Annotated in this window: 27 protein-coding genes; 8 read left to right on the plus strand and 19 right to left on the minus strand. The window is 73.3% G+C overall.

From position 1 onward, the window contains the following. The first annotated feature begins 42 nt into the window (after nt 1–42). Both DAE25_RS20570 and DAE25_RS20575 read left to right on the plus strand, forming a co-directional pair. Nucleotides 43–567 (plus strand): SigE family RNA polymerase sigma factor, encoded by a 525-nt coding sequence (locus tag DAE25_RS20570; protein WP_107767996.1) that lies wholly within the window; start codon nt 43–45, stop codon nt 565–567. Next, complete coding sequence (locus tag DAE25_RS20575) at nt 561–1,916, plus strand: hypothetical protein (protein ID WP_107767997.1); 1,356 nt, start codon at nt 561–563, stop codon at nt 1,914–1,916. The genes DAE25_RS20570 and DAE25_RS20575 overlap by 7 nt, the downstream gene beginning before the upstream one ends. Before the next feature lie 63 nt (nt 1,917–1,979). On the opposite strand, the gene groL is transcribed toward DAE25_RS20575, so the two are convergent. The 3 genes from groL to DAE25_RS20590 form a co-directional block, all read right to left on the minus strand. Next, nucleotides 1,980–3,602 carry a chaperonin GroEL gene (gene groL / locus DAE25_RS20580; RefSeq protein ID WP_056887204.1) on the minus strand — a complete coding sequence of 541 codons (1,623 nt, stop codon included), beginning with the start codon at nt 3,600–3,602 and terminating at the stop codon, nt 1,980–1,982. Between the two features lie 94 nt (nt 3,603–3,696). Next, nucleotides 3,697–3,990 (minus strand): co-chaperone GroES, encoded by a 294-nt coding sequence (groES, locus tag DAE25_RS20585; protein ID WP_056887203.1) that lies wholly within the window; start codon nt 3,988–3,990, stop codon nt 3,697–3,699. A 188-nt stretch (nt 3,991–4,178) separates the two neighbouring features. After that, complete coding sequence (locus DAE25_RS20590; protein ID WP_159083873.1) at nt 4,179–5,195, minus strand: hypothetical protein; 1,017 nt, start codon at nt 5,193–5,195, stop codon at nt 4,179–4,181. Between the two features lie 62 nt (nt 5,196–5,257). On the opposite strand from DAE25_RS20590, the gene DAE25_RS20595 reads away from it, so the two are divergent. Next, nucleotides 5,258–6,463, plus strand: coding sequence for a class I SAM-dependent methyltransferase (locus tag DAE25_RS20595; protein WP_107767999.1), 1,206 nt, complete (start codon nt 5,258–5,260; stop codon nt 6,461–6,463). Here DAE25_RS20595 and DAE25_RS20600 read toward each other — a convergent pair. The 3 genes from DAE25_RS20600 to DAE25_RS20610 all read right to left on the minus strand — a co-directional run bounded on the left by DAE25_RS20600 (nt 6,460) and on the right by DAE25_RS20610 (nt 10,047). Beyond that, on the minus strand, nt 6,460–8,241 hold the full coding sequence (locus DAE25_RS20600) for a glycoside hydrolase family 3 protein (protein WP_107768000.1): 1,782 nt from the start codon (nt 8,239–8,241) through the stop codon (nt 6,460–6,462). The two genes, DAE25_RS20595 and DAE25_RS20600, sit on opposite strands and share 4 nt — an antisense overlap. A gap of 109 nt (nt 8,242–8,350) precedes the next feature. After that, a complete protein-coding gene (locus DAE25_RS20605; RefSeq protein ID WP_107768001.1) occupies nt 8,351–8,962 on the minus strand; it encodes an MBL fold metallo-hydrolase in 612 nt (203 codons plus the stop codon). Further along, nucleotides 8,962–10,047 (minus strand): S-(hydroxymethyl)mycothiol dehydrogenase, encoded by a 1,086-nt coding sequence (locus DAE25_RS20610; protein WP_107768002.1) that lies wholly within the window; start codon nt 10,045–10,047, stop codon nt 8,962–8,964. The genes DAE25_RS20605 and DAE25_RS20610 overlap by 1 nt, the downstream gene beginning before the upstream one ends. A 134-nt stretch (nt 10,048–10,181) precedes the next feature. Between DAE25_RS20610 and DAE25_RS20615 the strand changes: the two genes are divergently transcribed. Beyond that, nucleotides 10,182–10,760, plus strand: coding sequence for a SigE family RNA polymerase sigma factor (locus DAE25_RS20615; protein ID WP_234411175.1), 579 nt, complete (start codon nt 10,182–10,184; stop codon nt 10,758–10,760). Next, entirely contained in the window at nt 10,757–11,998 is a 1,242-nt protein-coding gene (locus DAE25_RS20620; protein WP_107768004.1) for a hypothetical protein, read from the plus strand. Before DAE25_RS20615 ends, DAE25_RS20620 begins: the two co-directional genes overlap by 4 nt. 7 nt (nt 11,999–12,005) lie before the next feature. Here the strand turns inward: DAE25_RS20620 and DAE25_RS20625 are convergent, their stop codons facing one another. Then, nucleotides 12,006–12,590: a hypothetical protein gene (locus DAE25_RS20625; RefSeq protein ID WP_159083874.1), complete on the minus strand. Its 585-nt coding sequence runs from the start codon at nt 12,588–12,590 to the stop codon at nt 12,006–12,008. 26 nt (nt 12,591–12,616) lie between these two features. Then, nucleotides 12,617–13,204: a hypothetical protein gene (locus tag DAE25_RS23310; RefSeq protein ID WP_159083875.1), complete on the minus strand. Its 588-nt coding sequence runs from the start codon at nt 13,202–13,204 to the stop codon at nt 12,617–12,619. 221 nt (nt 13,205–13,425) lie between these two features. Between DAE25_RS23310 and DAE25_RS20640 the strand changes: the two genes are divergently transcribed. Further along, entirely contained in the window at nt 13,426–13,818 is a 393-nt protein-coding gene (locus DAE25_RS20640; RefSeq protein WP_107768007.1) for a hypothetical protein, read from the plus strand. Then, a complete protein-coding gene (locus DAE25_RS20645) occupies nt 13,818–15,353 on the plus strand; it encodes a hypothetical protein (protein WP_107768008.1) in 1,536 nt (511 codons plus the stop codon). Before DAE25_RS20640 ends, DAE25_RS20645 begins: the two co-directional genes overlap by 1 nt. Before the next feature lie 9 nt (nt 15,354–15,362). Here DAE25_RS20645 and tsaD read toward each other — a convergent pair whose 3' ends face one another. Genes tsaD through glmS form a run of 10 tightly spaced genes read right to left on the minus strand, consistent with a single transcriptional unit; the run spans nt 15,363 to nt 24,595 of the window. Beyond that, nucleotides 15,363–16,409, minus strand: a complete 1,047-nt coding sequence (gene tsaD / locus DAE25_RS20650; protein WP_107768009.1) for a tRNA (adenosine(37)-N6)-threonylcarbamoyltransferase complex transferase subunit TsaD — start codon at nt 16,407–16,409, stop codon at nt 15,363–15,365. Continuing rightward, the gene (locus DAE25_RS20655) at nt 16,406–16,864 is read right to left on the minus strand and encodes a GNAT family N-acetyltransferase (protein WP_107768010.1); all 459 of its coding nucleotides are present in this window, start codon (nt 16,862–16,864) and stop codon (nt 16,406–16,408) included. The genes tsaD and DAE25_RS20655 overlap by 4 nt, the downstream gene beginning before the upstream one ends. After that, nucleotides 16,861–17,499, minus strand: a complete 639-nt coding sequence (tsaB, locus tag DAE25_RS20660) for a tRNA (adenosine(37)-N6)-threonylcarbamoyltransferase complex dimerization subunit type 1 TsaB (RefSeq protein WP_107768011.1) — start codon at nt 17,497–17,499, stop codon at nt 16,861–16,863. Before tsaB ends, DAE25_RS20655 begins: the two co-directional genes overlap by 4 nt. A gap of 13 nt (nt 17,500–17,512) precedes the next feature. Beyond that, on the minus strand, nt 17,513–18,406 hold the full coding sequence (gene tsaE / locus DAE25_RS20665) for a tRNA (adenosine(37)-N6)-threonylcarbamoyltransferase complex ATPase subunit type 1 TsaE (protein WP_234411176.1): 894 nt from the start codon (nt 18,404–18,406) through the stop codon (nt 17,513–17,515). Then, nucleotides 18,403–19,485 carry an alpha/beta fold hydrolase gene (locus tag DAE25_RS20670; RefSeq protein WP_107768012.1) on the minus strand — a complete coding sequence of 361 codons (1,083 nt, stop codon included), beginning with the start codon at nt 19,483–19,485 and terminating at the stop codon, nt 18,403–18,405. The genes tsaE and DAE25_RS20670 overlap by 4 nt, the downstream gene beginning before the upstream one ends. Then, on the minus strand, nt 19,482–20,600 hold the full coding sequence (gene alr, locus DAE25_RS20675) for an alanine racemase (protein WP_107768013.1): 1,119 nt from the start codon (nt 20,598–20,600) through the stop codon (nt 19,482–19,484). The genes DAE25_RS20670 and alr overlap by 4 nt, the downstream gene beginning before the upstream one ends. Nucleotides 20,601–20,634: 34 nt before the next feature. After that, the gene (locus DAE25_RS20680; RefSeq protein ID WP_107768014.1) at nt 20,635–22,002 is read right to left on the minus strand and encodes a bifunctional ADP-dependent NAD(P)H-hydrate dehydratase/NAD(P)H-hydrate epimerase; all 1,368 of its coding nucleotides are present in this window, start codon (nt 22,000–22,002) and stop codon (nt 20,635–20,637) included. Nucleotides 22,003–22,044: 42 nt separating this feature from the next. Further along, nucleotides 22,045–22,320 (minus strand): LysM peptidoglycan-binding domain-containing protein, encoded by a 276-nt coding sequence (locus tag DAE25_RS20685; RefSeq protein ID WP_159083876.1) that lies wholly within the window; start codon nt 22,318–22,320, stop codon nt 22,045–22,047. A 36-nt stretch (nt 22,321–22,356) separates the two neighbouring features. Then, nucleotides 22,357–22,707, minus strand: a complete 351-nt coding sequence (locus DAE25_RS20690) for a holo-ACP synthase (protein WP_056887184.1) — start codon at nt 22,705–22,707, stop codon at nt 22,357–22,359. 31 nt (nt 22,708–22,738) lie between these two features. Continuing rightward, on the minus strand, nt 22,739–24,595 hold the full coding sequence (glmS, locus tag DAE25_RS20695; protein ID WP_107768015.1) for a glutamine--fructose-6-phosphate transaminase (isomerizing): 1,857 nt from the start codon (nt 24,593–24,595) through the stop codon (nt 22,739–22,741). A gap of 65 nt (nt 24,596–24,660) precedes the next feature. On the opposite strand from glmS, the gene coaA reads away from it, so the two are divergent. Next, on the plus strand, nt 24,661–25,644 hold the full coding sequence (gene coaA / locus DAE25_RS20700; protein ID WP_107768016.1) for a type I pantothenate kinase: 984 nt from the start codon (nt 24,661–24,663) through the stop codon (nt 25,642–25,644). 16 nt (nt 25,645–25,660) lie between these two features. Here coaA and DAE25_RS20705 read toward each other — a convergent pair whose 3' ends face one another. Next, nucleotides 25,661–26,659 (minus strand): GNAT family N-acetyltransferase, encoded by a 999-nt coding sequence (locus tag DAE25_RS20705; protein ID WP_159083877.1) that lies wholly within the window; start codon nt 26,657–26,659, stop codon nt 25,661–25,663. Nucleotides 26,660–26,682: the final 23 nt, after the last annotated feature.

The raw sequence follows: 26,682 nt of genomic DNA on the forward strand, positions 1-26,682 counted from the left end.
CGGTCCCTCACCACGTTGTACCGGGCATGAAGCGAGTGATCGATGCGTGACGAGGCGGCGTTCGTCGAGTTCGCGCACAGCGCCCGCGAGCGCCTGAGGCGCACGGCGTACCTGATGTGCGGTGACTGGGACCAGGCGTCCGACCACGTGCAGGAGGGCCTCATCCGCGTGTACGTCGCGTGGCCGCGGTTGCAGCGCGCGGGCCGCGAGTACGCCTACGCGAGGAAGGCCGTGACGAGCGCGTTCCTCGACCACCGGAGGCGGCGCTCGAGCGGCGAGGTGCCCACCGAGCCCGACGAGGCCCGTGCCTCGGGTCACGACCTCGCCGAGAGCGTCACCGCACGCACGGCGCTGATGGCGGCGCTGGCCGACCTGCCGCCGAGGCAGCGGGCCTGCGTGGTGCTGCGCTACTTCGAGGACCTGACCGTCGCGGACACCGCGGCCGCCCTCGGGTGCAGCGAGGGCACGGTCAAGAGCCAGACCTCGCGGGCGCTCGACTCGCTGCGCTCCATGTTCGAGGACTCGCCGCTGGGCGAGCTGACTGCCGGAGGAGCCCCCACATGGTGAACGAGCTGCGAGAGCTGCTGCGCGACAACGTCGCCGCACCCCCGCCCGACGACGGCGGCCTCCTCGGCATCGTGAGCGCCGGTCGTCGACGCGTACGACGCCGCCGGCGCGTGGCGGTGGGCGGGGCTGCCCTGGCCACGGCCGCGGCGGTGTCGATCGGTGCCTGGGCCCGGCTGGACCCGTCCCCGGCCGACCTCGTCGCAGCCGGCGTGCCGAGGCCGCCGGGGCAGGTGGTCCGGCTGGCCGACGCCGTACCCGCGTCAGAGGGGACCGACTACCGGACGCTGGCGTCGTACACCAACGAGGACCTCGAGGCCGACAACGGCGAGTACTTCGACGGGGTCACCGACGACGGGCTCGTGCTGTTCCGCGAGGGGCAGACGGCCGACCGCGACGGCCGCTACGCGCTGATGGACCCGACCACAGGGGAGAAGGACTGGCTCGACGGCTGGTCGAGCGACCTGCAGGCCTCGCCGGTCGAGCTCGGGACCGACCGGCTCGTGATCATGCGAGCGGTGCACGACGACGCCGACGGCCGGGTGCGTCCCGAGCTGGACGTCTTCGACCGCGGGACCGGGACCTGGCGCACGATCGGCTGGCCGACCCTGCCGGACCAGGAGGGCCTGCCGCAGATGAGGATCGGGCCGGACGGCCGGGCCTACGTCTCCGTGCTGACCGACCCGGGTGACGTGCCCGAGGGCGGCTGGCCGACGGGCCCGGACGGTGAGGCCGACGACGCCGACGCGGAGGGCGACGTGAAGGCACTGTGGTCGGTGTCGCTGACCGACCCGGCCGACGTCCGCGACGAGGGCCTGCGGGTCGGGGACTTCGGCTTCGACGGCGACCGGATGGTCTGGACCGACTCCACCAACGGAGCCGCCGGGCGCGTGCACGTGCGCGACCTCGTCACGGGCGACGAGACGTCGTTCGACGCGCGGCTGGGCGAACGCTGCAACCTGCTCGATCTCGACGTCTCCGGCGGCCGGATCGCGATGACGCAGTACTGCGGCACCTACGAGAACGGCGTGCGCGACGACCGGGTGCAGGTGATGACCACCGAGGGCGAACAGGTCGTCACCGTACAGGACGACGGTGTGGACGGCGGCGACCTGGTGGCAGGCGGCGACTTCCTCACCCTCACGTCGTACGACCGGGCGACCAGCGGCACCTACCTCTACGACGTCGAGGGCAAGAGGTTGGTGCGCCTCAGCGAGGGGTACTCGCAGTGGACCGTCGCCAGCGGCCCGACCCCGGGCGACCAGTTCCTGTGGGCCGAGCCGGCGGGGAGCAAGCTCGGGCCCTTCGGCCGCAGCGGGGCCACGGCCCACCTCGGCGAGGTCATCCGCTGAGACGCCGCGGGCCCGGCAGAGGATCTCTGCCGGGCCCGCGGTGTGCTTCGGTGGTGCTGTGGCTCAGTGGCCGTGCCCGTGGCCGTGGCCGCCCGCAGCGGCGGGCTCCTCGTCCTCGGGCTTCTCGACGATCAGCGTCTCGGTCGTGAGCAGCATGCCCGCGATCGAGGTGGCGTTGACCAGCGCGGAGCGGGTGACCTTGACGGGGTCCAGGACGCCCTGGGCGACCAGGTCGCCGTACTCCTCGGTGGCGGCGTTGTAGCCGTTGCCGATGCCGAGCTCGCGGACCTTGGTGGTGACGACGTAGCCGTTGACACCGCCGTTCTCGGCGATCCAGCGCAGCGGCTCGTCGGCGGACTTGCGCACGATGCGCACGCCGACGGCCTCGTCACCGGTGAGGCCGAGGTTGTCCTCGAGCACCGAGACGGCGTGGATGAGCGCGGAGCCACCGCCGGGGACGATGCCCTCCTCGATCGCGGCGCGCGTCGCGGAGACGGCGTCCTCGATGCGGTGCTTCTTCTCCTTGAGCTCCACCTCGGTGGCGGCGCCGACCTTGATGACGCAGACGCCGCCGGCCAGCTTGGCCAGGCGCTCCTGCAGCTTCTCGCGGTCCCAGTCGGAGTCGCTGTTCTCGATCTCGGCCTTGATCTGGTTGACGCGGCCCTCGACGGCACCGGCGTCGCCGGCACCCTCGATGATCGTGGTGTTGTCCTTGGTGATCACGACGCGACGGGCCTGGCCCAGCACCTCGAGACCAACCTGGTCGAGCTTGAGGCCGACCTCGGGGGCGACGACCTGGCCGCCGGTGAGGACGGCGATGTCCTGCATCATCGCCTTGCGGCGGTCACCGAAGGCGGGGCTCTTGACCGCGACGGCGTTGAACGTGCCGCGGATCTTGTTGACCACCAGGGTCGAGAGCGCCTCGCCCTCGACGTCCTCGGCGAGGATGAAGAGCGGCTTGCCGGCGGCGATGACCTTCTCGAGCAGGGGCAGCAGGTCCTGGATCGAGGAGATCTTGCCCTGGTGCAGGAGGATGTAGGCGTCGTCGAGGACGGCCTCCATGCGCTCGGGGTCGGTGACGAAGTAGGCCGACAGGTAACCCTTGTCGAACTGCATGCCCTCGGTGAACTCGAGCTCGGTGCCCATGGTGTTGGACTCCTCGACCGTGATCACGCCGTCCTTGCCGACCTTGTCGAAGGCCTCGGCGAGCAGGTCGCCGATGTGGCTGTCGCGGCTGGAGATCGTCGCGACGGAGGCCATGTCCTCCTTGGACTCGACCTCGCGGGCGGCCTCGCGCAGCGCGTCGCCGACGGCCTCGGCGGCGGCGTCCATGCCCCGCTTGAGACCCATCGGGTTGGCACCGGCGGCGACGGCGCGCAGGCCCTCGTGGACCATCGCCTGGGCCAGCACGGTCGCGGTCGTCGTGCCGTCACCGGCGACGTCGTTGGTCTTGGTCGCGACCTCCTTGGTGAGCTGGGCACCGAGGTTCTCGAACGGGTCGTCCAGCTCGATCTCACGAGCGACGGTCACACCGTCGTTGGTGATGGTCGGCGCGCCCCACTTCTTGTCGAGGACGACGTAGCGGCCCTTGGGACCGAGCGTCACCTTGACGGCGTTGGCGAGGGCGTCGACGCCACGCTCGAGGGCGCGGCGGGCGTTCTCGTCGAACTCCAGGATCTTGGGCATTCAGGTGCTCCTTGCGGAAAAAGGGAGATAGTCCGTGACGTTCGGACCCTGGGCAGCCTCGCCGGAGGGTCCGATCGTCACGGACTATCGGAGATCAGGAAACGACGGCGAGGACGTCGCGGGCGGAGAGAATCAGGTACTCGGCGCCGGCGTACTTGACCTCGGTGCCGCCGTACTTGCTGTAGATGACCTTGTCGCCCACGGCCACGTCCAGCGGGACGCGGTTGCCGTTGTCGTCGATGCGACCCGGGCCGATGGCCAGGACCTCGCCCTCCTGGGGCTTCTCCTTGGCCGTGTCCGGGATGACCAGGCCGGAGGCCGTGGTCTGCTCGGCGTCGAGCGGCTGGACGACGATGCGGTCCTCGAGGGGCTTGATGTTGACCGACACTTCGGATCAACCTCCACTTTCCACGTTGGTCGAGACGGGACTCGAGAGCGATTGCTCTCGCACGTTGGGGCTTGCTCTGCCGTACGCCGTCGCGGGGGTCGCACGTCGTCGCAAGCACTGGCACCCTCAAGGCGAGAGTGCCAAGTCAGACGCTAGCACTCCCCCACGCCGAGTGCTAGCGGGAGGCGTCAGACGAACGCGCCCTGGACCACGAGGGCGCGGGCGGTGCGGGTCCTGCGCCCGTCCTGCAGCTCCCCCGTCAGCCGGCTCCGGATGTCGAGCTGGCCGGGCCCCCGGTCGGCGGGGACCTCGAAGACGACGACCTGGGGGTCGAGCGGGTCGGGCTCGGCCGAGTCGGGGAGCAGGTCGTTGGCGGCGTACACCTCGACGGGCTCCTCGAAGCCGAGGCCGTACGACGTCTCGACGCCCGACGCCGGCACCTCGTAGGTCCCGCGGCGGCCCTCGAAGGCGGTAGGCGCACCCGGCACGACGGTGACCACGAGCCAGCGGGAGTCCTCCGGGGCCCAGCCCAGCCCCGCGACGTACGGGCGCGTGGCCGCGGAGCGGACGAAGCAGCCGGACACGGCATCGTCCACGGCCGAGGCACCCGTGCTCCAGAGCTGGTCGCCGCAGGGTCCGCCCGGGGCGGGGAACGGCGCGTCGTAGAGCGGGGCCGCGTCCCCGATGCTGACGTCGGCGGTCGCGGCGTCGATGGTCTGGGTGACACCGTCGTACTCCATGGTGACGCTGACCTCCTCGGCGTCGCGAGGCACCGCGACGTACTGCCGGCGGGCGCCCGGCTCGACCTCCGCACCGTCCGCCCAGCCGGACAGCGCCGGCAGCTCCCACGTCTCGCCGTCGGCGACGACGCTGAACACCGGGTCGAGGAAGGAGGCGCCGGGCAACCGGTCGACCGGGACCGCGTCCTCGGTGTCGCGCAGCTCGACCTGGATCCCGATGAACGACCCCTCGAGCGTGCCGTCCTCGCCGTCGACGGTGTCCACCGGCTCGGTCGTCGTGACCTGGAGCCGTCCCCACGGGACGCGGACGTCGGTGCTGCGGCCCACGAGGAGCCCGTCGACCTGCTGGTCCACCACCGTGCCGGCCGCGGTCGCCGGCACCTCGCGCTGGGACTGCCAGATGCCGGCGCCGACCAGGGTGGCGACGATCAGCACGGGCACGAGGACGATCAGCACTTTGCGCACGGAGGAGAACCTGCCACGTCCGGGGCGACGAGCGGAACCGACCCGCCTGACAGGATGCACGTGTGGACCTCGAGACGCTGGCCTGGCTGCAGACCGATGCCGGCCGGCGGCTGTTGGAGGAGGCGACCCACGCATGGGTCGATCATGGCGGTGACCCGGTGCGCGCCGCGACGGCGGTCCGCCGGATCGAGCCGGACCCCGACCGGGCCGCCGCGGCCACGACCCAGGTGCAGCTCCGCGCCCGCGCGGTCGCCAAGTTCAGCGACCTCGCCCCGCTGATGTTCTTCACGCCCGAGGCGCTGGAGCAGGCGACCCGCCTCCGCGTGGCCGAGCACCGTGCCGCGCGCCTCGCCGCCGCCCGGCCGGCCAGCGTCCTCGACCTCGGGTGCGGCATCGGCGGCGACCTGCTCGCCTTCGCCCGCGCCGGCCTCACCGCGGCGGGCGTCGACCTCGACCCGCTGCGGGTCGCCCTCGCTCAGGCCAACCTCGACGCCCTCGGCCTGCCCGGCGCGGTCCAGGTCGCCGACGCGACGACGCTCGACGTGCGCGGCTTCGGGGCGGTCTTCGCCGACCCGGCCCGCCGTGGCGCCCGGGGCCGGGTCTTCGACGCCGAGGGCTGGACCCCGCCGTGGCCCTTCGTCCTGGACCTCCTCACCGGGACGGCCGTCGTCAAGGTCGCCCCGGGCATCCCGCACGCCATGCTCCCCGACGACGTCGAGGCCGAGTGGGTCAGCGACGGCGGGGAGGTCAAGGAGGCCGCCCTCTGGTCCGCGCGGCTCGCCACCACCCGGCGGCGCGCCACGGTCATCCCGGCGACGCGGCCGGGACAGGCGGCCGGCGGGCTGGCCACCCTCACCGACGAGGACGACCCGTACGCCGGGCAGCCCCGCCCGGTGCGTGCGGTGGGCGCGTTCCTCTACGAGCCCGACGGCGCCGTCATCCGGGCCGGGCTCGTCACCGCCGTGGCCGCCGGGGTCGGCGGTGGGCTCGTCGACGAGCACATCGCCTACGTCACCGGTGACGAGGCCTTCCAGACGCCGTTCGCCCGGTCCTACCGGGTCCTCGAGGAGCTCCCCTACCGGGAGAAGCAGCTCAAGGCGGCGCTGCGCGAGCGTGGCATCGGCCGGCTGGCGATCAAGAAGCGCGGCGTCGACGTCGTGCCCGAGCAGCTGCGCAAGCGGCTCTCCCTGTCCGGGGACCAGGAGGGGACGCTGGTCCTCACCCGGGTCGCGGGCGCCGGGACGGCGCTGCTGGTGGAGCCCCTCTAGCAGCCGCGCCGCTCGACGCCGGCGACCTCGACCGGCAGCCGGCCCGGCGCCCCTGCGCGACCGAGGAGCACGTCGACGAGGGCCGACATGGCGCCCGGGGTGTCGCCGTAGGTCGCCAGCCGCACCGGCGCACCCACCGTGCCGAGGACGTACGGCGTGTTGGTCGCGACCGCGACCTCCCCGTCGTACGTCGCGTCCTGGAACCCGCTGAAGCCGATCCGGGTGCCGCGCGCGAGCCGGCGCTCCTCGGCGGCGGTCCACCGGGCGAGGGCGGCGACGCGGCGCTTCTCCCGGGCCCGCCAGGCCTTGCGGCGGCGCTCGAACGCCTTGGGCTTCTCCTTCTTGGCGCGCTTCGGGGCCGGCTCGGCCGTCACCAGCGAGGCCGGGGCGGCCCGGCGCGTCAGCACCTCGATCCCCGCCGCGCCGGCGGCACCGGCGAAGTTGGCCACCGCCACCGGGTCGCCGACCGGCGTCACTGCGGGTCCGACCAGCCGGCCGCGACACGCGCCCGCGACGCTCGTGATCGCCGCGGCGCTGAGGGCCCGCGAGGCGGCGCGGCCGGAGCCCGGCGGTCGGCCCCGCTGCTGGGCGGGAGTGCCCTCGGAGTGCTGGAGCAGCGCGATCATCCGGGCCGCCGCCTGCTCGAGCCGGCGGCGCGGCAGGCGGCCGGTCCGCACGGCACGCACGATCCCCGCCCGGGCGGCCGCGGGCGAGGGCGGCATCAGCAGCACGTCGTTGCCGGCACGGAGCCCCTCGACAGCCGAGCGCGCGGCGTCGTACTCCCGCTGCACGCCCGCCATCGACAGCGAGTCGGTGACCGCGAGGCCCTCGAAGCCGAGCTGCTCGCGCAGCACCCCGGTCACCACCTCCCGCGACATCGAGGAGGGCACGCGGGGGTCGATCGACCTCACGTCGATGTGGCCCACCATCACGGCAGGGACCCCGGCCTCCACGGCGGCGACGAAGGGCGCGAGGTCGACGGCGGCGAGCTGCTTGCGGGTGCGGGTCTGCACCGGCAGCGTGAGGTGGCTGTCCTGCGGCACCGAGCCGTGCCCGGGGAAGTGCTTGAGCACCGGGACCACCGCGGCCTGCTCGATCCCCTCGACCGCCGCGGCCACGTGGGTGCCCACCACGTCCGGGTCCGAGCCCGCCGACCGCGACCCGATGGTGGGGTCGCCCGGTCCCGTCGTGACATCGGCGTCCGGCGCGAACACGACGTCGAAGCCGAGGCCCCGCAGCTCGGCGGCACTGGCGCGGTGGGCGGCCGTGGTCACCCGCGGGTCCCCCGCCGCACCGGCGGACATGAAGGTCGGGAAGCGGGTGGCGTCACCCTTCACCCGCTCGACGATGCCGCCCTCCTGGTCGACGGACAGGAAGAGCGGCCACGGGCGGCGTACGGCGCGCTCCAGGGTCGCGTTGACGGACCGGATCTGGCCGGTGGACGCCACGTTGTCGGAGAAGGCGATCACCCCGCCCAGGTGCAGCTGGCGGACCATCTGCACCGGGGCCGCGGTGCCCCGCCACTCGGCCACGATCACCTGCCCGGCGAGGTCCGGCAGCGACATCCGGCCCACCAGCCGGGCGGCCCGCTCCAGCTCGACCTGCGTCGGCCCCCAGCCCTCGACGAGGCCGAGCCGCTCGGCCGGCGTGGGCGGGGTCGGGGCCGCGGCGGTCGACTCGTCGGTCGGGGTCCCGGGCTCGTCGGCTGCCGGGTCGCCGCTGCACGCCGAGGCGGTCAACCCCAGCGCGAGCACGAGGGGCAGGACGCGGCGCAGCATCCCGGCAGTCTTCCAGCCGGGACGCTGCGCCTCCAATCCGTCAGGCCTGCGCCTCGCGCTCCGTCAGCCGAGCGCCTCGCGCTCCGTCAGCCGAGCGCCTCGCGCTCCGTCAGCCGAGCGCCTCGCGCTCGGCGGCAATCGTGGTGTCGTCGCCGTGCCCGGTGTGGACGACGGTGTCGTCGGGCAGCCGGAACAGCTGGCGGCGGATCGACTCCTGGATCACGTCGGCATCGCTGTAGGACCGTCCCGTGGCCCCGGGCCCACCCTGGAAGAGGGTGTCGCCGGTGAAGACGCAGTCGAGGTCGTGGACGTAGACGCAGACGGCGCCGGGCGCGTGCCCGGGTGTGTGCAGCACCTTGAGCGAGGCCCCGGCGACCTTGATGGACTGGCCGTCCTCGAGGTCCATGTCCCACAGCTCGTCGGTGTGGGTCAGCTCCCACAGCGGCCGGTCGTCGGGGTGCAGCAGGATCGGCGCCGTGACCCGCTCCCGCAGCGCCGGAGCGACGCGGCAGTGGTCGTCGTGGGCGTGGGTCAGCAGGATCGCCTTGACCTGCCGCCCGGCGACCACGTCGAGGATCGCGTCGACGTCGTGGGGTGCGTCGATGACCACGCACTCCTCGTCGTCCCCGACGACCCAGATGTTGTTGTCGACCTCGTGCACCTCACCGTCGAGGGAGAAGGTGCCGGACACGACCGCGTGGTCCACCCGCAGCCCGCCCATCAGAACGTCACCACCGAGCGGAGCACCTGGCCGCCGTGCATCTTGTCGAACGCCGCCTCGACGTCGTCGATCGAGATCTCCTCGGTGACGAAGGCATCGAGGTCGAGCCGCCCCTGCTGGTAGAGGTCGACCAGCATCGGGAAGTCCCGCGACGGCAGGCAGTCGCCGTACCAGCTGGACTTGAGGGACCCGCCGCGACCGAAGACGTCGATGAGCGGGATCTCGGGGATCGTCATGTCCGGGGTCGGGACGCCGACCAGCACGACCGTGCCGGCCAGGTCGCGGGCGTAGAACGCCTGCTTCCACGTCTCGGGACGACCGACCGCGTCGATGACGACGTCGGCGCCGTTGCCGCCGGTGAGGGCCTGGATGGCCTCGACGGGCTCGGACTCCTTGGAGTTGACGGTGTGGGTGGCGCCCATGTCGCGCGCCCAGCCGAGCTTGGTGTCGTCGATGTCGACGGCGATGATCGTCGAGGCCCCGGCAAGCGCGGAGCCGGCGATGGCGGCCATGCCGACGCCGCCGCAGCCGATGACCGCGACGGACTTGCCGCGGGTCACGTTGCCGGTGTTGATCGCGGCGCCGAGGCCGGCCATCACGCCGCAGCCGAGGAGGCCCACCGCGGCGGGTCGCGCCGCGGGGTCGACCTTGGTGCACTGGCCGGCGGCGACGAGCGTCTTCTCCGCGAAGGAGCCGATGCCCAGCGCGGGGGTCAGCTCGGTGCCGTCCTCCAGGGTCATCTTCTGGGTGGCGTTGTGGGTGGCGAAGCAGTACCAGGGCTCGCCGCGGTCGCACGCGCGACAGCTGCCGCAGACTGCGCGCCAGTTGAGGACGACGAAGTCGCCCGCCTCGAGGCCGGTGACGCCCTCCCCCACCGACTCGACGACGCCGGCGGCCTCGTGGCCCAGCAGGAACGGGAAGTCGTCGTTGATCCCGCCCTCGCGGTAGTGGAGGTCGGTGTGGCAGACGCCGCACGCCTGGACCTTCACCACCGCCTCGCCCGGACCCGGGTCGGGCACGTTGATGGTGACCACCTCGACGGGTGCTCCCTTGGCCTTCGCGACGACGGCCTTGACCTGCTGCATGTGCACTCCTGGTGAGTCGGTGCGGTGTGGTGTGGGGCGAGCCTCGCAAGCCTTGCAAACCGCATGCAACCCGCGTCACCCCGGAGGCGTCCTCCACACGACTGCCCGCACACGATTGGATGGGAGGTGACTCGGTGAGCAGTGCATCGGACGTCCTCACGGGAGACGCGTTGCCCCACAGCAACAGGACCAGCAGCAGGGACGAGGAGTTCTCGTCGTACATGGCGGCGCGCCAGGCCGCTCTCCTGCGCACGGCCTACCTCCTGACCGGCGAGCGCGCCGCGGCGGAGGACCTGCTGCAGACCGCGCTGGCCAAGCTCTACCTCTCGTGGGACAAGGTCCGCGACCGCGGTGCGCTGGACGGCTACGTCCGGCGGATCATGGTCAACGAGCACAACTCGCTGTGGCGCCGCGCGTGGAAGCGCCGCGAGCACGCCACCGACGAGGTGCCCGAGCGACCGGTCCACGACGAGTACGACGACGGGCTCGGGGCCGCGCTCTGGTCCTACCTGCAGACCCTCCCGCCCAAGCAGCGCACCGTGCTGGTGCTCCGCTACTACGAGGACCTGTCCGAGGCCGAGATCGCCGACCTCATGGGCATCTCCACCGGCACCGTGAAGTCCCAGGCCAGCCGTGCGCTGGCCGGCCTGCGCGAGCGCGCCCCCCGCAGCCTCGACCCGCGCCACACCGACCCCCGGGAGGAGGAGCGATGACCCACGACCAGGACCTGGCCCGCGAGGTCGGCGAGACCCTGCACCGCCGCGCCGACGCGCTCCACGACACCCCGCTCGACCTCGCGGACGTCCGTGGCCGCGCCACGACGATCCGCCGCCGCCGCCACACCGCCGTGGGGCTGGCAGCCGCGGCCGCCGTCGCCGCGATCGTGCTGCCTCTGTCCCTGATGCCCGGCGGCGGGGACGACCGGGTCGTCGACCCGCGGCCCGCGGACACGATCACCCCGATCACCGAGCCGGTGCCGCTCGACCCGCGCTCGGCGCCCGAGGGTGCGGCCCCGCGGGTCCCGTACACCGTCCTCGACACCAAGCAGCTCGTCACCCCTGCTGCGACCTACGACCTCCCCGAGGCCTACCTCCAGATCGTCCCCGACGGCGACGGAGGCTGGGTCGCCCTGGCGGAAGGAACGCCCGAGACGGGCACGACGGTCGAGATCCTGGACGGTGACTTCCGGGTCACCGACGGGGCAGGCGGACCCGCCAGCGGACTCGCGGTGCGCGAGGACGGCGGGCACGTGGCGTTCACCCAGTACGACGGAGCGGGGGGATGGACCCTGCTCACAACGGCGCTGCCCCGGGTAGCGGACTACACCTACACCGATGTCGCCACCCGCAGTAGCGAGGAGGCGGTCCACCGGGCGCGCGGCTACGTCTCGGACGACTCCGTCGTCGTCGAGGCGAGCGATCCGGACACGGGGCAGTACAGCTACCGGGTGGTCGCGGCCGACGGCACCATGACCGAGTTCGGCGGCTTCAACCGCGTCGTGAGCACCTCCTCCGCGACGGGGCTGGTGGCCGGGCAGACAGAGTTCACCGGCGTCGGGTCCTGCTCGGCCGTCCTGGACCCGCTCTCCGCGGACCAGGACGTCGAGTGGGAGACGTGCGACCACCAGCTCGGCGCCTTCAGCCAGGACGGCCGCTTCATCGTCGGGCTGGCCGAGTACTCGGACTCACTGGGCTCGCCCAACGTCGCGATCCTCGACGCAACGACGGGCGAGCCGCTGGTCGACTTCGTGAGCGGCAACGACGCCCGGTCCGCCGCGACCGTGAACGACGTCGTCTGGGAGGACCCGACAACGCTGCTCGCGACCGTCACCCAGGGCAACGAGCAGTACGTGGTCCGCGCGACCATCGACGGGCGTGTCGAGCGGGTCGTCGGTCCGGCCCCCTCGCAGATGAGCACCGAGTACCGGTTCCCCGCGCACCCCGTCGGCTGATCGGTCGTCAGCCGACCTGGACGGTCGCGAGCACGCTCGCGATGATCTCGTCTCGCTCGGCACGGCCCTGCCCGTTGCCGAACTCGAACTGCACCGAGAGCCGGTCGTCGCCGACGATCGTGCCGAACCGCTCGGCGCGCAGGCCGGGCTCGAGGGTGCCGGTCAGGTGGTAGAACTGCTCGCCGTCCAGCTCGACGTCGTCGCGCCGTCGTGACCGGGCCCCCATGTCCGAGACCTCCTCGTCACCGAGCTCGTCGACGGTGAAGAGCCCGCTGTTGGGGAAGCGGAAGACCGAGATCATCGAGCCGATGACGTCCGGCGGTCCCGCGGACTGCTGGATGGCGAGCGGCTCCGTGGTGATCCAGCCGGCCGGCGCGCGGACCTCGAGGCCCTTCACGCCGATCGCCGGACCGGTCGCCAGCTCCACCGCGGGCTCCGTCTCCGTCGGCTCGGTCTCGGAGGGCTGCTGCTCCGGGGACCCGGGCGACGCCGACGCCGCATCGGACGTGCCCTCGTCGGCGGGGTCCGTGGCGCCTGCCCCGCACCCCGCAACCACCAGGCACAGACCCACCGCGGCGCATGTCCTGCGCACGAGTCGACCCCAGGTCGGTGCCGCCGTCATCCGAGCTGCATCGTCGCGAGCATGCTCTGGATGATCTCGTCCTTCTCGGCCCGGCTCTCACCGTTGGCGAAGGTGAACTCCAGCGCGACCCGCTGGTCCGCGGCGATGGTGGCGAACCGCTCTACCTCGACGCCCTTCTCGTCCGTCCAGACGAGGTGGTAGACCTGCGTGCCGTCGATCTCGAGGTCGTCGAGGCGCTTGCCGCCCCTGCCCAGGTCGGCGACCTCCTCGTCCGCGATCTCCTCGATCGTGAAGAGCCCCGAGTTGGGGAACCGCGTCACGCCGGCGGTCGTGCCCACCTGCCCCGGGGGGAAGGAACCGTGACCGACCGCCACCCGCATGGTCGTCTCCCACCCCTCCGGCGCGTGGACCCTCATCCCCTTCACCTTGAGCACCCGCCCCGTGGCGGGAGCGACCTCCGGCGTCTCCGGGGCCTCGCTCGGCGAGGTCGAGGCCGTCTCCGTCGCGCTCTCGGAGGGCGTCGACGACGCGGACGCCCCGGCGTCGCCACTCCCCTCGGCCGGCTCCCCGGAGTCCGAGCAGCCGGTGAGGACGAGGGCCAGGACGGCCGTGGCCGTGGCCACGCACAGACGATGGATCACGAGGTTTCGCCTTCCGAGACGACGACGGGAACTGTGCTGCAGACTAGGCCGTGAATTCTCGCGCGCCACGTTTGGGGCGTGCTGTCCCGGGGAACGAGCGAGAGCGCGGCGCGCGCCGCTCACATTCGTACGTGTCCACACCACATGGAGCCAAGGGGAGGCAGACCATGGTCCTGCTAGCAGACGTAGGCGGATCGATCGGGGTGCGCACCGCACTCAGCTCGGTCAAGGTCCCGCCGGACGTCATCGAGCAGATCGTCAAGTTCCTCGACACCACCTCGGGGGAGTTCGATCCCGACGGGTTCACCCCGGTCAAGGGCACGTGGTTCGGCGGGAGCGGCAGCGCCGCGACCCTGGGCCTGCACACCGAGAAGGCCCACGCCAAGATCGCCAACGCCCTCCTCGAGGCGATCCTCGGCATCCAGGACACCACCTCGGCCATCGAGACCTTCGACAAGGAGATCTCGGCGGCCGACGCCGACTCCGAGGCTGCCGCCCAGGCGCTGCTGAACCGCACCCAGGCGGCCGTCGACCAGATGGACGGCGACCGCAACACCCCACCCACCCACCCGAACGCACCCGGGAGTGATCGCTGATGGTGAGCCGCTTCTACCGAGACCGTCTCCAGCAGGTGCTGGCCAGCGCCCAGGACGACGACGTCGCCAGCGCCTCCAACAACTGGCACTACTACGCCTCGTGGATCGACACCGTGTCGGATGGAATCCGCAAGAACGGCAAGAACCTCGCCAGCGAGATCGAGGGCCAGTCCGGTGAGGCGATGGTCGCGAAGTTCAGGATCATCGCCGACAAGCTGGACGCCGAGTCCGCGGACATGACCAAGGGGTCGACCGCGCTGAGTCTCGCCCAGGGGGCCATGCTGGAGGCGATCAAGACCCACAACGGCATCCGGCTGTCGGGCCCGATGAACCAGCCGCCCACCAAGCCCGAGGGTCCACTGCCGGGCCAGCAGCCCACCCCCGAGCAGACGACGGCGCTGGGCAACTACAACACCGGCATGGCGACGTACCTGCAGAACGAGCAGATGTACGAGGACAACGCGCGCAAGGCCCTCGAGGCGATGGACCAGGAGTACGCCGCGCAGACCCTCGTGATGAAGGAGATCCACGGCGAGCCGGACCCCATGGAGGACGTGCCCCCGCCCGCGTCGACGCCGGGAGGCGTTCCGCCCGGCGGACCCACCTCGCCGACCACGCCCGGGACTCCCGGCACGCCGGGCACGCCCGAGCCGCGCGACCCCGACCGTCCGCGCGACCCCGACCAGCCGGTGCCGCCGACGCACATCGACCCGCCGACACAGACGCCGCACCCGACGCCGCCGCACCCGACGAACCCGACGCCGACGAACCCGATCGACCACCCGACGTACGAACCGCCCCAGAACCCGGGCTACCAGCCCGGCAGCAACGTGGCCGGTGGCACCGACGGCGGCTCCCAGTACTCCCCCGGCTCCCCGACCTCGGGCCCGGCCCCGAGCGGCCCCGCCGGCGGCGGCGTGGGTGGCGCCGGGATGGCTGCGGGCGGTCTGGCGGGTGGCGCGGCCGGTGCCGCAGGGATGCGGGGCTCGGCTCCGGCCGCCCCGCTGCGCAGCGCGGGCGTCAAGGGCATCGGTGCCACGACTCGGCCCTCCGGTCCGGGCTCGCTGAGCCGGGGCGCGGGCTCGTCGGGCGCGCGGGGTGCCGGCAGTCCCGCGCGCGGGACTGCGCCCGGCGGGGCCCGCGGGGCCTCCGCGGGTGGGCCGCGGGGCGCCGCTGGCGCCAAGGGGGTCGCCGGCGCCGGCAGCCGCTCGAGCGCCAAGGCGGCCGGCTCCAGCCCCCGTTCGGCCGGGTCCAGCCCTCGTTCCGCCGGGTCGGCCGGCGCCAAGGGTGCTGCCGGGCGCACCGGTGCCGCAGGACGCTCCGGCGCCGCGGCCAATGGCTCTGCCAAGGGCACCGGCCAGGCCAAGGGCTCCGGCAAGGGCCGGGGTCTGTTCCGGCGCGGGAGCAACGGCTCCGCCGCCGGCACGCGCGGCGCGACCAGGAAGACCGACGAGCGCACCGAGCAGCGCGACGCGCTGGTCTACGAGGAGGACTGGCTGGGCGACGAGTCGGCCGGCACGGGCGTGCTCGACTGAGAGCCGGGCTCAGGCCACCACGGTGGTGATGGGCTGGGACGAGTCTGCAGGGAGGTCGAGCGCCGACGGCGCTCGACCTCTCTGCACGAGCTCGGCTCCCAGCGCGGCGACCATGGCCCCGTTGTCGGTGCACAGGCCCGGGCGCGGCACCCGCACCCGGATGCCCTTCGCCTCGGCCCGCTCGACGGCCATCGCGCGCAGCCGACTGTTGGCCGCGACTCCACCGCCGATGAGGATGTCCTCGATCCCGTGGGTCACCGCCGCGTCGAGGGCCTTGCGGGTCAGCACGTCGCAGACCGCCTCCTGGAAGGACGCGGCGACGTCGTTGACGTCGATGGCGATGCCGGCGCGCTGCTGGGTCTCCACCCAGCGGGCCACCGCGGTCTTGAGCCCGCTGAAGGAGAAGTCGAACCGGTGCCGCTCCATGTCGCGCCGGGCGGTCAGCCCGCGGGGGAAGTCGATGGCGACGCTGTTGCCGCTCGCTGCCGCCCGGTCGATGTGCGGGCCGCCCGGGAAGGGCAGCCCGAGGAGGCGGGCCACCTTGTCGAAGGCCTCGCCGGCCGCGTCGTCGATGGTCGCGCCGAGCGGCTCGACGCCCGCGGTCACGTCCTCGACCCGCAGGAGGCTGGAGTGGCCCCCCGAGACGAGCATGGCCAGGCACGGCTCGGGCAGCGGCCCGTGCTCGAGCTGGTCCACGGCCACGTGGGCGGCGAGGTGGTTGACGCCGTACAACGGCTTGCCGAGGCCCAGGGCCAGCGCCTTGCCGCTCGCGACCCCCACGAGCAGGGCACCGGCCAGCCCGGGCCCGCTGGTGACGGCGATCGCGTCCACGTCCCGCAGCGCGATCCCGGCCGTCTCGCAGGCCCGCTCGATGGTCGGCACCATGGCCTCGAGGTGCGCCCGGCTCGCGACCTCGGGCACGACCCCGCCGAAGCGGGCGTGCTCGTCCACGCTGCTGGCGATGGCGTCGGCCAGCAGGGTGGTGCCGCGGACGATGCCGACGCCGGTCTCGTCGCAGGAGGTCTCGATGCCGAGCACGAGGGGTGCGTCACTCATGGCGCCATTGTCCCCGACCCGGTCGGCAGGTCCCGCTGCAGGACCAGGGCGTCCGACCCGTCGCGGTAGTAGCGCGGTCGCACGTCGATGCGCCTGAAGCCGTGCGCGGCGTAGAACGCCACCGCGGCGCCGTTGCCCTCGCTCACCTCGAGCAGCATCCGGTCGGCCGCCCCGGTGTGCTCGAGGAGGTCCTCGAGGAGGGCGGTGGCGAGGCCGCTGCGGCGATGCTCGGGGCGTACGACGATCCGCTGCAGGTCGACGATGTCGCCGAGCGTCATCGAGACGGCATACCCGGCCGGCTCCCCGGACGGTGCGTCGGAGACCACGACGCGACGTCCCGGCCCCTCGAGCTCGGCGACCAGGGCCCGCGCGTCCCACGCGTCGCCGCCGAACACCTCGCGCTCGAGGTCGGCGAGGGCCGCGACGTCGTCCCCGGTGGCGAGCCGGATCGTCACAGCACCCGCTTGGGTGCGGCGTTGACCACGGCGTCGGGGCGGCGCAGGTAGAGCGGGTCGGGATCGAGCAGCTCGGCCCGCTCCTCGGCCACCACGCGGGCCAGCCAGCCCGCGCTGGGGCGGGCGGGACCGACCGGCCGGGGGAAGGCCTCGGGGTAGAGCAGCGCCCCCTCCCCGACCACCGGACTCCCGGTCGCGGCGTCGGCCGGCCGGAGGACCTCGGGACCCGACAGGCGACCTCCGTCGGCGTCGTACGACGCGAGGTAGACCTCCTTGCGCCGGGCGTCGGTGGCCACGAGGAAGTCCTCCCCGACCGCGCCCGAGTCGACCGCCTCGATCGCGAGCACGTCGAGGGTGCAGACGCCGTAGACCGGCAGCTCGAGGGCCAGGGCCAGGGTGCGGGCGGTGACGAGCCCGACGCGCAGCCCGGTGAACGGTCCCGGGCCGACTCCCACGGCGATCGCGGTGAGGTCCTGGCGCACGAGGCCGCGGTCGGCGAGCACCGACTCGATGAGCGGGGCGAGCTGCTCGCCGTGCTTCATCGGCAGGTCGGAGGAGCGCTCGGCGACCACGTCCTCGCCGTCGTGCAGGGCGACGGTGACGAAGGGGGTGGCGGTGTCGAAGGCGAGGAGCACGGTGCGAGGTTACTCAGACGACCCGGCGCAGCTCGACCCGACGAGGGTCGGCGTCGTCGACCCCCACCTCGTCCGCCAGGGCGCGCGTGATGGTGACGTCGAGGCGCTGCTCGGCGAGGGCCTCGGCCAGCCCGGCACCCCACTCGACGACGGTGACCGCGGTGTCCAGCGAGGTGTCGAGATCGAGGTCGTCGAGCTCCTCGATGCCCCCGAGCCGGTAGGCGTCGACGTGCACGAGGTCGGGGCCGTGGTCGAGCGACGGGTGCACCCGGGCGATGACGAAGGTCGGCGACGTGACCCCGCCGCGCACGCCCAGCCCCTCTCCCAGGCCCTGGGTGAAGGTCGTCTTGCCGGCTCCCAGCTCGCCGGTCAGCACGACGAGGTCCCCGGCCCGCAGGGCGGCGCCGACCCGGGTGCCGAGGTCGCGCATGGCGTCGGCGTCCGGGGCGTCGTACGACGTCGGGAGCGCGCGACGCAGCTCGACGTACGGCGGGCGGCGGTCGGCCTCCTCGAAGCCGTGCCGCTCCCAGAACCCGATCGTCGCGGGCAGCTCCTCACGGGCCAGCACACCGACGCACGCGTGGCCGATCGCCGCGTCGACGGCCGCGTCGACGAGGGCGGCGGCCACGCCGTGGCCCTGGGCGTCGGGCACGACCCCGAAGCGGCGCAGGTAGAAGGCCTCGGGCAGCGGCTTGAAGACCAAGGTGCCCACGGGCCGCCCGTCGAGGGTCGCCAGCAGTCCGCCGTACGCCGCGAGGTCGGCCGCGACGGTCTCCTCGGTGTCGGCCATCGCGTCGGCAGGCGGGTCCAGGGGCGGGCGGGCACCGAAGGCGGCCCGCACCACGGCCAGGACGTCCGCGGCGGCCTCGGGTCCCACCCGTCGCACGGTCACGTCGGCACGGCTCACGAGGCCTCCACCCGCGCCAGGGCGAGCTCGATGAGGTCGTCGAGCTCGGCGTTGACGTCCTCGTGGCGCTCGAGGATGACCATGTGCCCCGCTCCCTCGCACTCGAGCAGGCTCGAGCCGGGGATGCGCGCGTGCAGCTTGCGGCTGTGGCCGATGCTGGTGACCTTGTCGTCGGTGCCGCAGATGACCGCGGTCGGGACCTTGCCGAGGACCTCGACGTGGTCGAAGTGGTCGAGGGACGCGAAGGCCGGGTAGAAGTCGGCGACCACGGCGAAGGGCGTGTCGTTGAGCATGTCGTAGAGGAACTCGACGTAGTGCGCGGGGACCTCGTCGCCGAAGGCGTAGCGCTCGGTGACGACGTCGGCGACCGCGTGGCCCCACTTGCGGGCCAGGTCGACGATCCGGTGGCCGCGGTCCAGGGTGCGCACGGCACGCCCCACGAAGCGGCCCCCGAGCCCGAGGGGCAGCATCGGGAAGAGGATGCGACCGGGGTCGAGCCCGCCGGCCGTGGTGGAGATGAGGGCGGCGCCGACGATGCGGTCACCGAAGAGCTCCGGGTGCTGCTGGGCGAGGCTGATGATGCTCATCCCGCCCATCGAGTGCCCGACCAGCACGACCGGCCCGGGAGCGGTCTGCTCGATGACCCGCAGCAGGTCCTTGCCGAGCTGCTCGATCGTGGCGTTCTCCTCCGAGGACCGCGCGGACCGGCCGTGCGAGCGCTGGTCGTAGTACACCGTCCGCACCTGGCCGCGGTAGCCGGCACGCTGGAAGTGCCAGCAGTCCATGTGCATCGAGTAGCCGTGGATGAAGACGACGGTCAGGTCACCCGTGGCGAGCCGGTGGTGCTGAGACGGGTCGACCTCGTCGATCTCGGCGTAGAGGTCGACCGCGTCGTCGGCGATGACGTGCAGCGGCGTCGAGCGCAGCGAGCCGAACGGCGTCTGGTCACCGTCGCGCCGCGCGATGACGCGGGCGCGGTGGGCGACGACGCCGACGGCCGCTCCGGCCGCGGCGAGACCGGCGGCTCCCGCGGCGGCGCCGATCACCTTGCGGCCGATGGATCCTCGTGCGCCGCTCATGCGGTTCCTCCGTCCACGTGGCGGCGGGCCAGGCGCCCGCCGACCCGCGTCACGATCTCGTAGTTGATGGTGTCGAGCGCCTCGGCCCACTCCTGCGCGGTCGGCTCTCCCGCGGAGCCCGGACCGAAGAGGACGACGTCGTCACCGGGCCGGAGGGTGTCGTCGCCGAGGTCGACGACCAGCTGGTCCATGCAGACCCGGCCCCGGACCGCACGGCGCGCGCCCCCGGCCCAGACCTCGACCCGGTTGCCGGCGGCGCGCGGGATGCCGTCGCCGTACCCGGCGGGGACGACGCCGACCGTCGTGTCCTGCGGGGCGACCCACGTGTGGCCGTAGGAGACACCGGCGCCGGCGGGGATCCGCTTGGCAAGCGCCAGGTCGGCGCGGACCGTCATGGCCGGTCGCAGGTCGAGGTCGTGGGGCACTCCCGGCGCCGGGTCCAGGCCGTAGGACGCGATGCCGCAGCGCACCAGGTCGTGGCGCGACCCGGGTCGCAGGATCGCGGCGGCGGAGTTGGCCAGGTGCCGCACCTCGGGGTCCAGTCCGGCCGACGCCGCGAGGGCCAGGGCCTCGGCGAAGGCCGCCTCCTGGGCGGCGTTCGCGGGGTGGTCCGGGTCGTCGCTGGCGGCGAAGTGGGACCAGACGCCGGTGATCCGCACCCGGCCGTCGCGCTCGAGGCCGCGGGCATGGGCGAAGAGGCCCTCCCAGTCGGCGCGGGCCGCGCCGCCTCGGGACAGGCCGGTGTCGACCTTGATCTGGACGCGGGCCACCCCGGCGGCGACCATCTCGTCGAGCTCCGTCGTGGTGTACGCCGTCACGTCGAGGTCCGCAGCGGCCGCGACCGCGTAGTCCTCCCCCGGGACCGTGAGCCAGCACAGCACCCGTCCGGTGTCCCCCGCTGCCCGCAGCGCGAGGGCCTCGTCCACGGTCGCGACGCCCAGCCATCCGGCGCCGGCCTCGCGGGCGGCCCGGGCGACGGGCACCATCCCGTGGCCGTAGCCGTCGGCCTTGACGACCGTCATCATCGCGACGTCCGGACCGACGACCTCCCGCAGCAGGCGCACGTTGTGACGGATCGCCGCGAGGTCCACGACGATCTCGGCACGGGGGGGCATGGTGGCAATTCTTCCATCCGTCACCCGACACCGGTCACGGCAGGGACCGCACCACGGCGGGCAGCGCCGCCGCGACGTCGCCCGCCACCAGCGGCCCGCCGCCCGACGCCAGCGTCGCGGCGGCGCCGTGCAGCCAGGAGCCGACCGACGCGGCGTCCCACGGATCGAGACCGGCGGCCAGCAAGGCGCCGATCAGGCCGGACAGGACGTCGCCGGCGCCGGCGGTCGCCAGCCAGGGCAGCCCGGTGGTCGTGACGCGTGTGCGGCCGTCCGGCGCCACCACCAGCGTGTGACGACCCTTGAGCAGCAGCACCGCGTCGTACTTCTCGGCGGCCAGGCGGGCGTGGGCCAGCGGACGGGCCTCGACGTCCTCGCGAGCGGTGTCGAGCATCCGGGCCAGCTCACCGGCGTGCGGCGTGAGCACGGCGGCCTGCCCGGGCCGTACGTGGGCGAGCCCGTCGGCGTCCACGAGCACGGGTACGCCGCTGCCGACGGCGGCCGCCAGCTGCTCGGCCGCCTCGTCCCCGCCACCGGGGCCGACCACCCACGCCTGCACCCGACCGTCGCCGACCACCTCCGGGTGGGCGCCCCGGACCCGGTCGGCGGCACTGCCGACGTAGCGCACCATCCCGACCAGGCCGCTGGAGGCCCCGGCCACGCATAGCAGCGCGGCCCCGGGATAGGTCTCGGAGCCGGCGCGGACGCCGACCACGCCACGGGTGTACTTGTGGTCGTCGGGCCCCGGCCGGGGCACGAGTGCGGCGACGTCCTCGGGCTGGAGGGACTCCACGACGGCGGGCGGCAGCTCGAGGCCGAGGTCGACGAGGTGCACCGCCCCGCACACCCCGGCCGCGGGGCCGACGAGGTGGGCGACCTTGTGGGTGCCGAAGGTGACGGTGAGGTCCGCGACCACGTGCGGCCCGTCGAGCTCACCGGTGTCCACGTCGACCCCCGAGGGCACGTCGACCGCCACCACCGGGACACCGACCAGCGCGGCCAGCGCCGCGACCGCCTCGGGCCGCAGCCCGGGTCGTCCCCCGATGCCGACGATGCCGTCGACCACGACGTCGGGGCGGGGCGCGTCGGCGACGTCGTCCACCACGGTGCCGCCCGCCGCCGTGAACGCGGCCAGTCCCTGCTCGTGGTGGCTGCCACCGAGGAGCACCGCAGCGACCCGCGAGCCGCGGCGCAGCAGCGCGCACCCGGCGTACAGCGCGTCGCCGCCGTTGTCCCCCGAGCCGACCAGCAGCAGGACGCGGTGGCCGTAGCCGCCGCCGAGCAGGTCGAGGACCGCGTGCGCGAGGCCGGTGGCGGCGCGCTGCATGAGGACGCCGTCGGGCAGCGACCTCATCAGGTCGGCCTCGGCGTCGCGCACCTGGGGGACGGTGTGGGCACGGCGCATGCCGCCACGCTAGCGGCTGGCCGGGCCCCGGCCCCGCGTCCGTCAGCTCGCGGGGAGGCGCAGCTCCTGGCCGGGGAAGATCAGGTCCGGCTCGTCGATGCCGTTGAGCCGGGCGAGCTCGTCGCGGGTCACGCCGTGGCGGGCGCCGATGTCGCCGAGGGTGTCACCGGTGCGGACCGTGTACGTCGCGTACGCCGGCTCGACGGGGACCTCGGCCGGCACCTCGTCGGGGACCTCCTCGGGCGTCCGCCCGGCCTGCGGGGGCGGGGCGGCGACGGCTCCCCGGAGCACGTTCTTGACGGAGTCCAGGAAGCCCATGGCGTCACCGTAGCCCCAGCCCGCGGGGGTCGGCCCTCAGCCCTCCAGGACCACCACGGCGGAGGCGATCCCGGCGTCGTGCGAGAGGGACACGTGGACGTGCCGGACGCCGAGCGCCTCGGCCTGCGCGAGCACCGTCCCCCGGATCTCGAAGCGCGGTCGGCCGGTCTCCTCGGAGACGATCTCGGCGTCGTGCCAGGCCATGCCGACGGGGGCGCCGAGCGCCTTGGCGATGGCCTCCTTGGCCGCGAAGCGTGCCGCCAGCGAGGCGTGCGGTCGCGACGCCTCGGACGGCGTGAAGAGCCGCTCGCGCAGCGCCGGGGTGCGCTGCAACGACTCCTCGAAGCGGTCCAGGTCGACCACGTCGATTCCGACGCCGACGATCATCGGACGATCACGCGCGCGCCGGTCCGGTGGGTCATTCGACCGTGACGGACTTGGCCAGGTTGCGGGGCTGGTCGACGTCGTGGCCCATCGCGGTGGCGAGCTCGCAGGCGAAGAGCTGGAGCGGCACGACCGACACGACCGGCTGCAGCAGGGTCGGGACCTTGGGCAGCCGGATCAGCACGTCGGCGTACGGCGTGATCGACTCGTCGTCCTCCTCGGCCAGCACGATGGTGTGCGCGCCTCGGGCGCGGATCTCCTGGATGGCGCTCACCATCTTCTGGTGGAGCTCGTCGCGACCGCGGGGCGGGACGATGCAGAAGACCGGCAGCCCGTCCTCGATCAGCGCGATCGGACCGTGCTTGAGCTCGCCGGCGGCGAAGCCCTCGGCGTGGATGTAGGCCAGCTCCTTGAGCTTGAGCGCACCCTCGAGCGCGATCGGGAAGCCGGCGTGGCGGCCGAGGAAGAGCACCGAGCGCGTCTCGGCGTGCTGGGCGGCCAGCGCGTAGATCTCCTCCGCGCGGTCGAGCACCGTCTGGACGTGGGCGGGCATCTTGGCCAGCTCGTCGACGACCAGCGAGATCTCGTCGCCGAACTTCGTGCCGCGCACCTGGGCGAGGTAGAGGCCCAGGAGGTAGCAGGCGATGAGCTGGGTGAGGAAGCCCTTGGTCGACGCGACACCGATCTCCGGGCCGGCGTGGGTGTAGATCACCGCGTCGGACTCGCGCGGGATGGTGGAGCCGTTGGTGTTGCAGATCGCCAGCACCCGGGAGCCCTGCTCGCGGGCGTGCCGGATCGCCATCAGGGTGTCGGCCGTCTCGCCCGACTGGCTCATCGCGACGACGAGCGTGTCGCGGGTCAGGATCGGGTCGCGGTAGCGGAACTCGTGGGCGAGCTCGACCTCGCAGGGGATGCGGGTCCAGTGCTCGATGGCGTACTTGGCGACGAGGCCGGCGTAGTTGGCGGTGCCGCAGCCGACGATGATGATCTTGTCGACGGTGCGCAGTTCGTCCTCGGAGATCCGGACCTCGTCGAGCTGGAGCCTGCCGCTGCCGTCGTGGCGTCCGAGCATGGCGTCGGCCACCGCGCGGGGCTGCTCGAAGATCTCCTTGCGCATGAACCAGTCGTAGCCGTCCTTCTCGGCGGCCGACAGGTCCCAGTCGACGTGGTAGCGCTCGCCCTGCGCCGGCGAGCCGTCGAAGCCGGTGACCTCGACGCCCTCGCGGGTGATGGTGACGACCTGGTCCTGGCCGAGCTCGAGGGCCTCGCGGGTGTGCTCGATGAAGGCCGCGACGTCGGAGCCGATGAAGTTCTCGCCCTCGCCCAGGCCGACCACGAGCGGCGAGTTGCGGCGGGCCGCGACCACGCGGGACGGGTCCTGGCCGTCGACGGCGACGAGGGTGAAGGCACCCTCGAGGCGCTGGCAGACGTGCTGCATGGCGGTGGTGAGGTCGGATCCGCCCTGGACCTCGAGCTCGAGCAGGTGCGCAGCGATCTCCGTGTCGGTCTCCGAGAGCATCTCGTGGCCGGCGTTCTCCAGCCCGGTGCGAAGCGAGGCGTAGTTCTCGATGATGCCGTTGTGCACGACCGCGACCCGGCCGGTGCGGCCCAGGTGGGGGTGCGCGTTCTCGTCGTTGGGGGCCCCGTGGGTGGCCCAGCGGGTGTGGCCGATGCCGGTGGTGGCGGCGGGCAGCGGGGTCTCGGCGATGGCCTTCTCGAGGTTGGCCAGCTTGCCCTTGCGCTTGTCGGAGGCGATCCGACCGGCGTCCACCGAGGTGTCGACGAGCGCGATACCGGCGGAGTCGTAGCCGCGGTACTCCAGCCTCCGGAGGCCCTCGATCACGACGCCCTGCGCCTGCTTGTCACCGACGTAGCCCACGATTCCACACATGGGCCGGAGTCTACGCAAGCGTGCCGGTCCCCAGCGCATCCGCCGCCGGTGCAACAATCCTGCGCATGTCCGCCGCCGGTGCAGCTGAGCGGGAGGGTCTCCCCGGTGCGAGCGAGACCTCTCCCTACGTCGAGCTCGACCGGTCGGCCTGGGCCGCGCTGGCGCGGGAGACCGAAAACCCCCTCTCCCCCGAGGAGGTGGGCAGCCTCCGCGGCCTGGGCGACGCGCTCGACCTCAACGAGGTGGAGCAGGTCTACCTCCCGCTCTCGCGCCTGTTGTCGTTGTACGTCGCCTCGGCCGGCCGGCTGCACCGCGAGCAGGAGGAGTTCCTGCACCGCCAGCAACCGCCGCGCACGCCGTTCGTCATCGGCCTCGCCGGGTCGGTCGCGGTCGGCAAGTCCACCACCGCCCGCGTGCTCCAGCAGATGCTCGCCCACTGGCCCGAGCACCCCAACGTCGCGCTGGTCACCACCGACGGCTTCCTGCTCCCCAACGCCGAGCTCGAGCGCCGCGGCATCCTGCACCGCAAGGGCTTCCCCGAGTCCTACGACCGCAAGGCCCTGATGCGCTTCGTCGTCGACATCAAGTCCGGCAAGGACGAGGTCGAGGCCCCGATCTACTCCCACCTCGTCTACGACGTGGTCCCCGGCGAGAAGGTCGTCGTCAAGCGCCCCGACGTGGTGATCATCGAGGGCCTCAACGTCCTCCAGCCGGCGCGGGTGCGCGACGACGGCAAGGCCGGCCTCGCCGTCAGCGACTTCTTCGACTTCTCCGTCTACGTCGACGCCGCCGTCGGCGACATCAAGCGCTGGTACGTCGAGCGGTTCCTGCGGCTGCGCGAGACGGCGTTCCAGGACCCGCTCTCCTACTTCCGCAAGTACGCCATGCTCTCCGAGCACGAGGCCACCGCCGAGGCCGGCCGCATCTGGGACGCCATCAACGGCCCCAACCTCCTCGAGAACGTCGCCCCCACGCGCGCCCGGGCCACCCTGGTGCTGCGCAAGGACTCCGACCACTCCGTGCGCTACGTGCGGCTGCGCAAGCTCTGACCTTGCCCTGGGCGCCTCAGAGGACCTTCTGCAGCTCCAGCAGGGTCTCGATGCTGCGGTAGCCGAGGGCCTCGTTGACGGCGTTCATGTGGGTGTTGACCTCGGCGTTGCAGGTGTCGACCGTGGCGCACTGCGGGTACGTCGCGGCGAGGAGGTCGTGGGTGGCGACCTTGAGCGCGAGCCCCAGGCGGTGTCCACGGTGCGCGGGGTCGACGAGGGTGATCCCGACCTGTCCGTGGGTGGGGTCGGCGTCGTTGACGCGGACGTCGCTGGAGCCTGCCACCGATCCGTCGGGCGCGATCGCCAGGGCGGTGAGGGCGTGGCGACCGATGCCCACCTGGCGCTGCTCGGCGGCACGCAACCGCTCCGAGGTCCACTCGGAGTCCTCGAGGTCGAGGTCGCCCAGCGGGATCTCGGAGATGAGCATCCCCAGGAGCCGCCCGAAGGACTCCACGTGCTCGTCCGGACAGACCGTGTCGAACGTGACCACCGTGTAGTCGTCGGCTCGGGACCCGACGGACGCGACGAGGGCCGAGCGACGCGCGACGTACGACGCCAGCGCCAGCTCCTTGAAGCCCTCCCGGCTCGCGACGACGAACCCCCGGGCGAGGGCGAACTGTTCGGCCGGTCCGGTCTCCCCCGGCGGCACGTAGCCCTCGGCCTGGAGCGTGGTCCGACCCAGGGCCGCGGCCCGGGACTCCCCCTCGGCCACCAGGAGCGTGCCGAGGCCCTCGCGGCGCCGAGGCGGCAGGACGTAGACGTCGAGCACAGCGGTGTGGAGGTTCTCCTGCACCGGAGCCAGCAGGAGCGCCGACCCGACCATCCGGTCACCGTCGAAGGCGCCGAGGAACACGGTGTCGCGCTCGGGGTTGGCAGCCGGGAGCGCCGTACGGCTGACCTCCCAGCGGGGCCACGGGCGCCCGGGCCGCTCGGCCGTGGCGGCCGCGCCGACCTCCCACCAGGCGCGCAGCGACGCCTCGTCGTGCGGGTCGACTGCGCAGATCTCGATGGTCACTTCCGCGACCCTAGGGCAGCGGC

The organism is Nocardioides terrigena, assembly GCF_003047265.1.
Taxonomy (GTDB): Bacteria; Actinomycetota; Actinomycetes; order Propionibacteriales; family Nocardioidaceae; genus Nocardioides; species Nocardioides terrigena.

Excerpts from the sequence above, each read along its gene's own strand:
- groL (WP_056887204.1), bottom strand. The coding sequence starts at position 3,602 with ATGCCCAAGATCCTGGAGTTCGACGAGAACGCCCGCCGCGCCCTCGAG.
- DAE25_RS20670 (WP_107768012.1), bottom strand. The coding sequence starts at position 19,485 with ATGAGCGGCGCACGAGGATCCATCGGCCGCAAGGTGATCGGCGCCGCC.
- DAE25_RS20645 (WP_107768008.1), top strand. The coding sequence starts at position 13,818 with ATGGTGAGCCGCTTCTACCGAGACCGTCTCCAGCAGGTGCTGGCCAGC.
- DAE25_RS20600 (WP_107768000.1), bottom strand. The coding sequence starts at position 8,241 with ATGCTGCGCCGCGTCCTGCCCCTCGTGCTCGCGCTGGGGTTGACCGCC.
- alr (WP_107768013.1), bottom strand. The coding sequence starts at position 20,600 with ATGCCCCCCCGTGCCGAGATCGTCGTGGACCTCGCGGCGATCCGTCAC.
- DAE25_RS20680 (WP_107768014.1), bottom strand. The coding sequence starts at position 22,002 with ATGCGCCGTGCCCACACCGTCCCCCAGGTGCGCGACGCCGAGGCCGAC.
- glmS (WP_107768015.1), bottom strand. The coding sequence starts at position 24,595 with ATGTGTGGAATCGTGGGCTACGTCGGTGACAAGCAGGCGCAGGGCGTC.
- tsaD (WP_107768009.1), bottom strand. The coding sequence starts at position 16,409 with ATGAGTGACGCACCCCTCGTGCTCGGCATCGAGACCTCCTGCGACGAG.
- DAE25_RS20575 (WP_107767997.1), top strand. The coding sequence starts at position 561 with ATGGTGAACGAGCTGCGAGAGCTGCTGCGCGACAACGTCGCCGCACCC.
- DAE25_RS20570 (WP_107767996.1), top strand. The coding sequence starts at position 43 with ATGCGTGACGAGGCGGCGTTCGTCGAGTTCGCGCACAGCGCCCGCGAG.
- DAE25_RS20685 (WP_159083876.1), bottom strand. The coding sequence starts at position 22,320 with ATGGGCTTCCTGGACTCCGTCAAGAACGTGCTCCGGGGAGCCGTCGCC.
- DAE25_RS20690 (WP_056887184.1), bottom strand. The coding sequence starts at position 22,707 with ATGATCGTCGGCGTCGGAATCGACGTGGTCGACCTGGACCGCTTCGAG.
- DAE25_RS20610 (WP_107768002.1), bottom strand. The coding sequence starts at position 10,047 with ATGCAGCAGGTCAAGGCCGTCGTCGCGAAGGCCAAGGGAGCACCCGTC.
- coaA (WP_107768016.1), top strand. The coding sequence starts at position 24,661 with ATGTCCGCCGCCGGTGCAGCTGAGCGGGAGGGTCTCCCCGGTGCGAGC.
- DAE25_RS20620 (WP_107768004.1), top strand. The coding sequence starts at position 10,757 with ATGACCCACGACCAGGACCTGGCCCGCGAGGTCGGCGAGACCCTGCAC.
- DAE25_RS20605 (WP_107768001.1), bottom strand. The coding sequence starts at position 8,962 with ATGGGCGGGCTGCGGGTGGACCACGCGGTCGTGTCCGGCACCTTCTCC.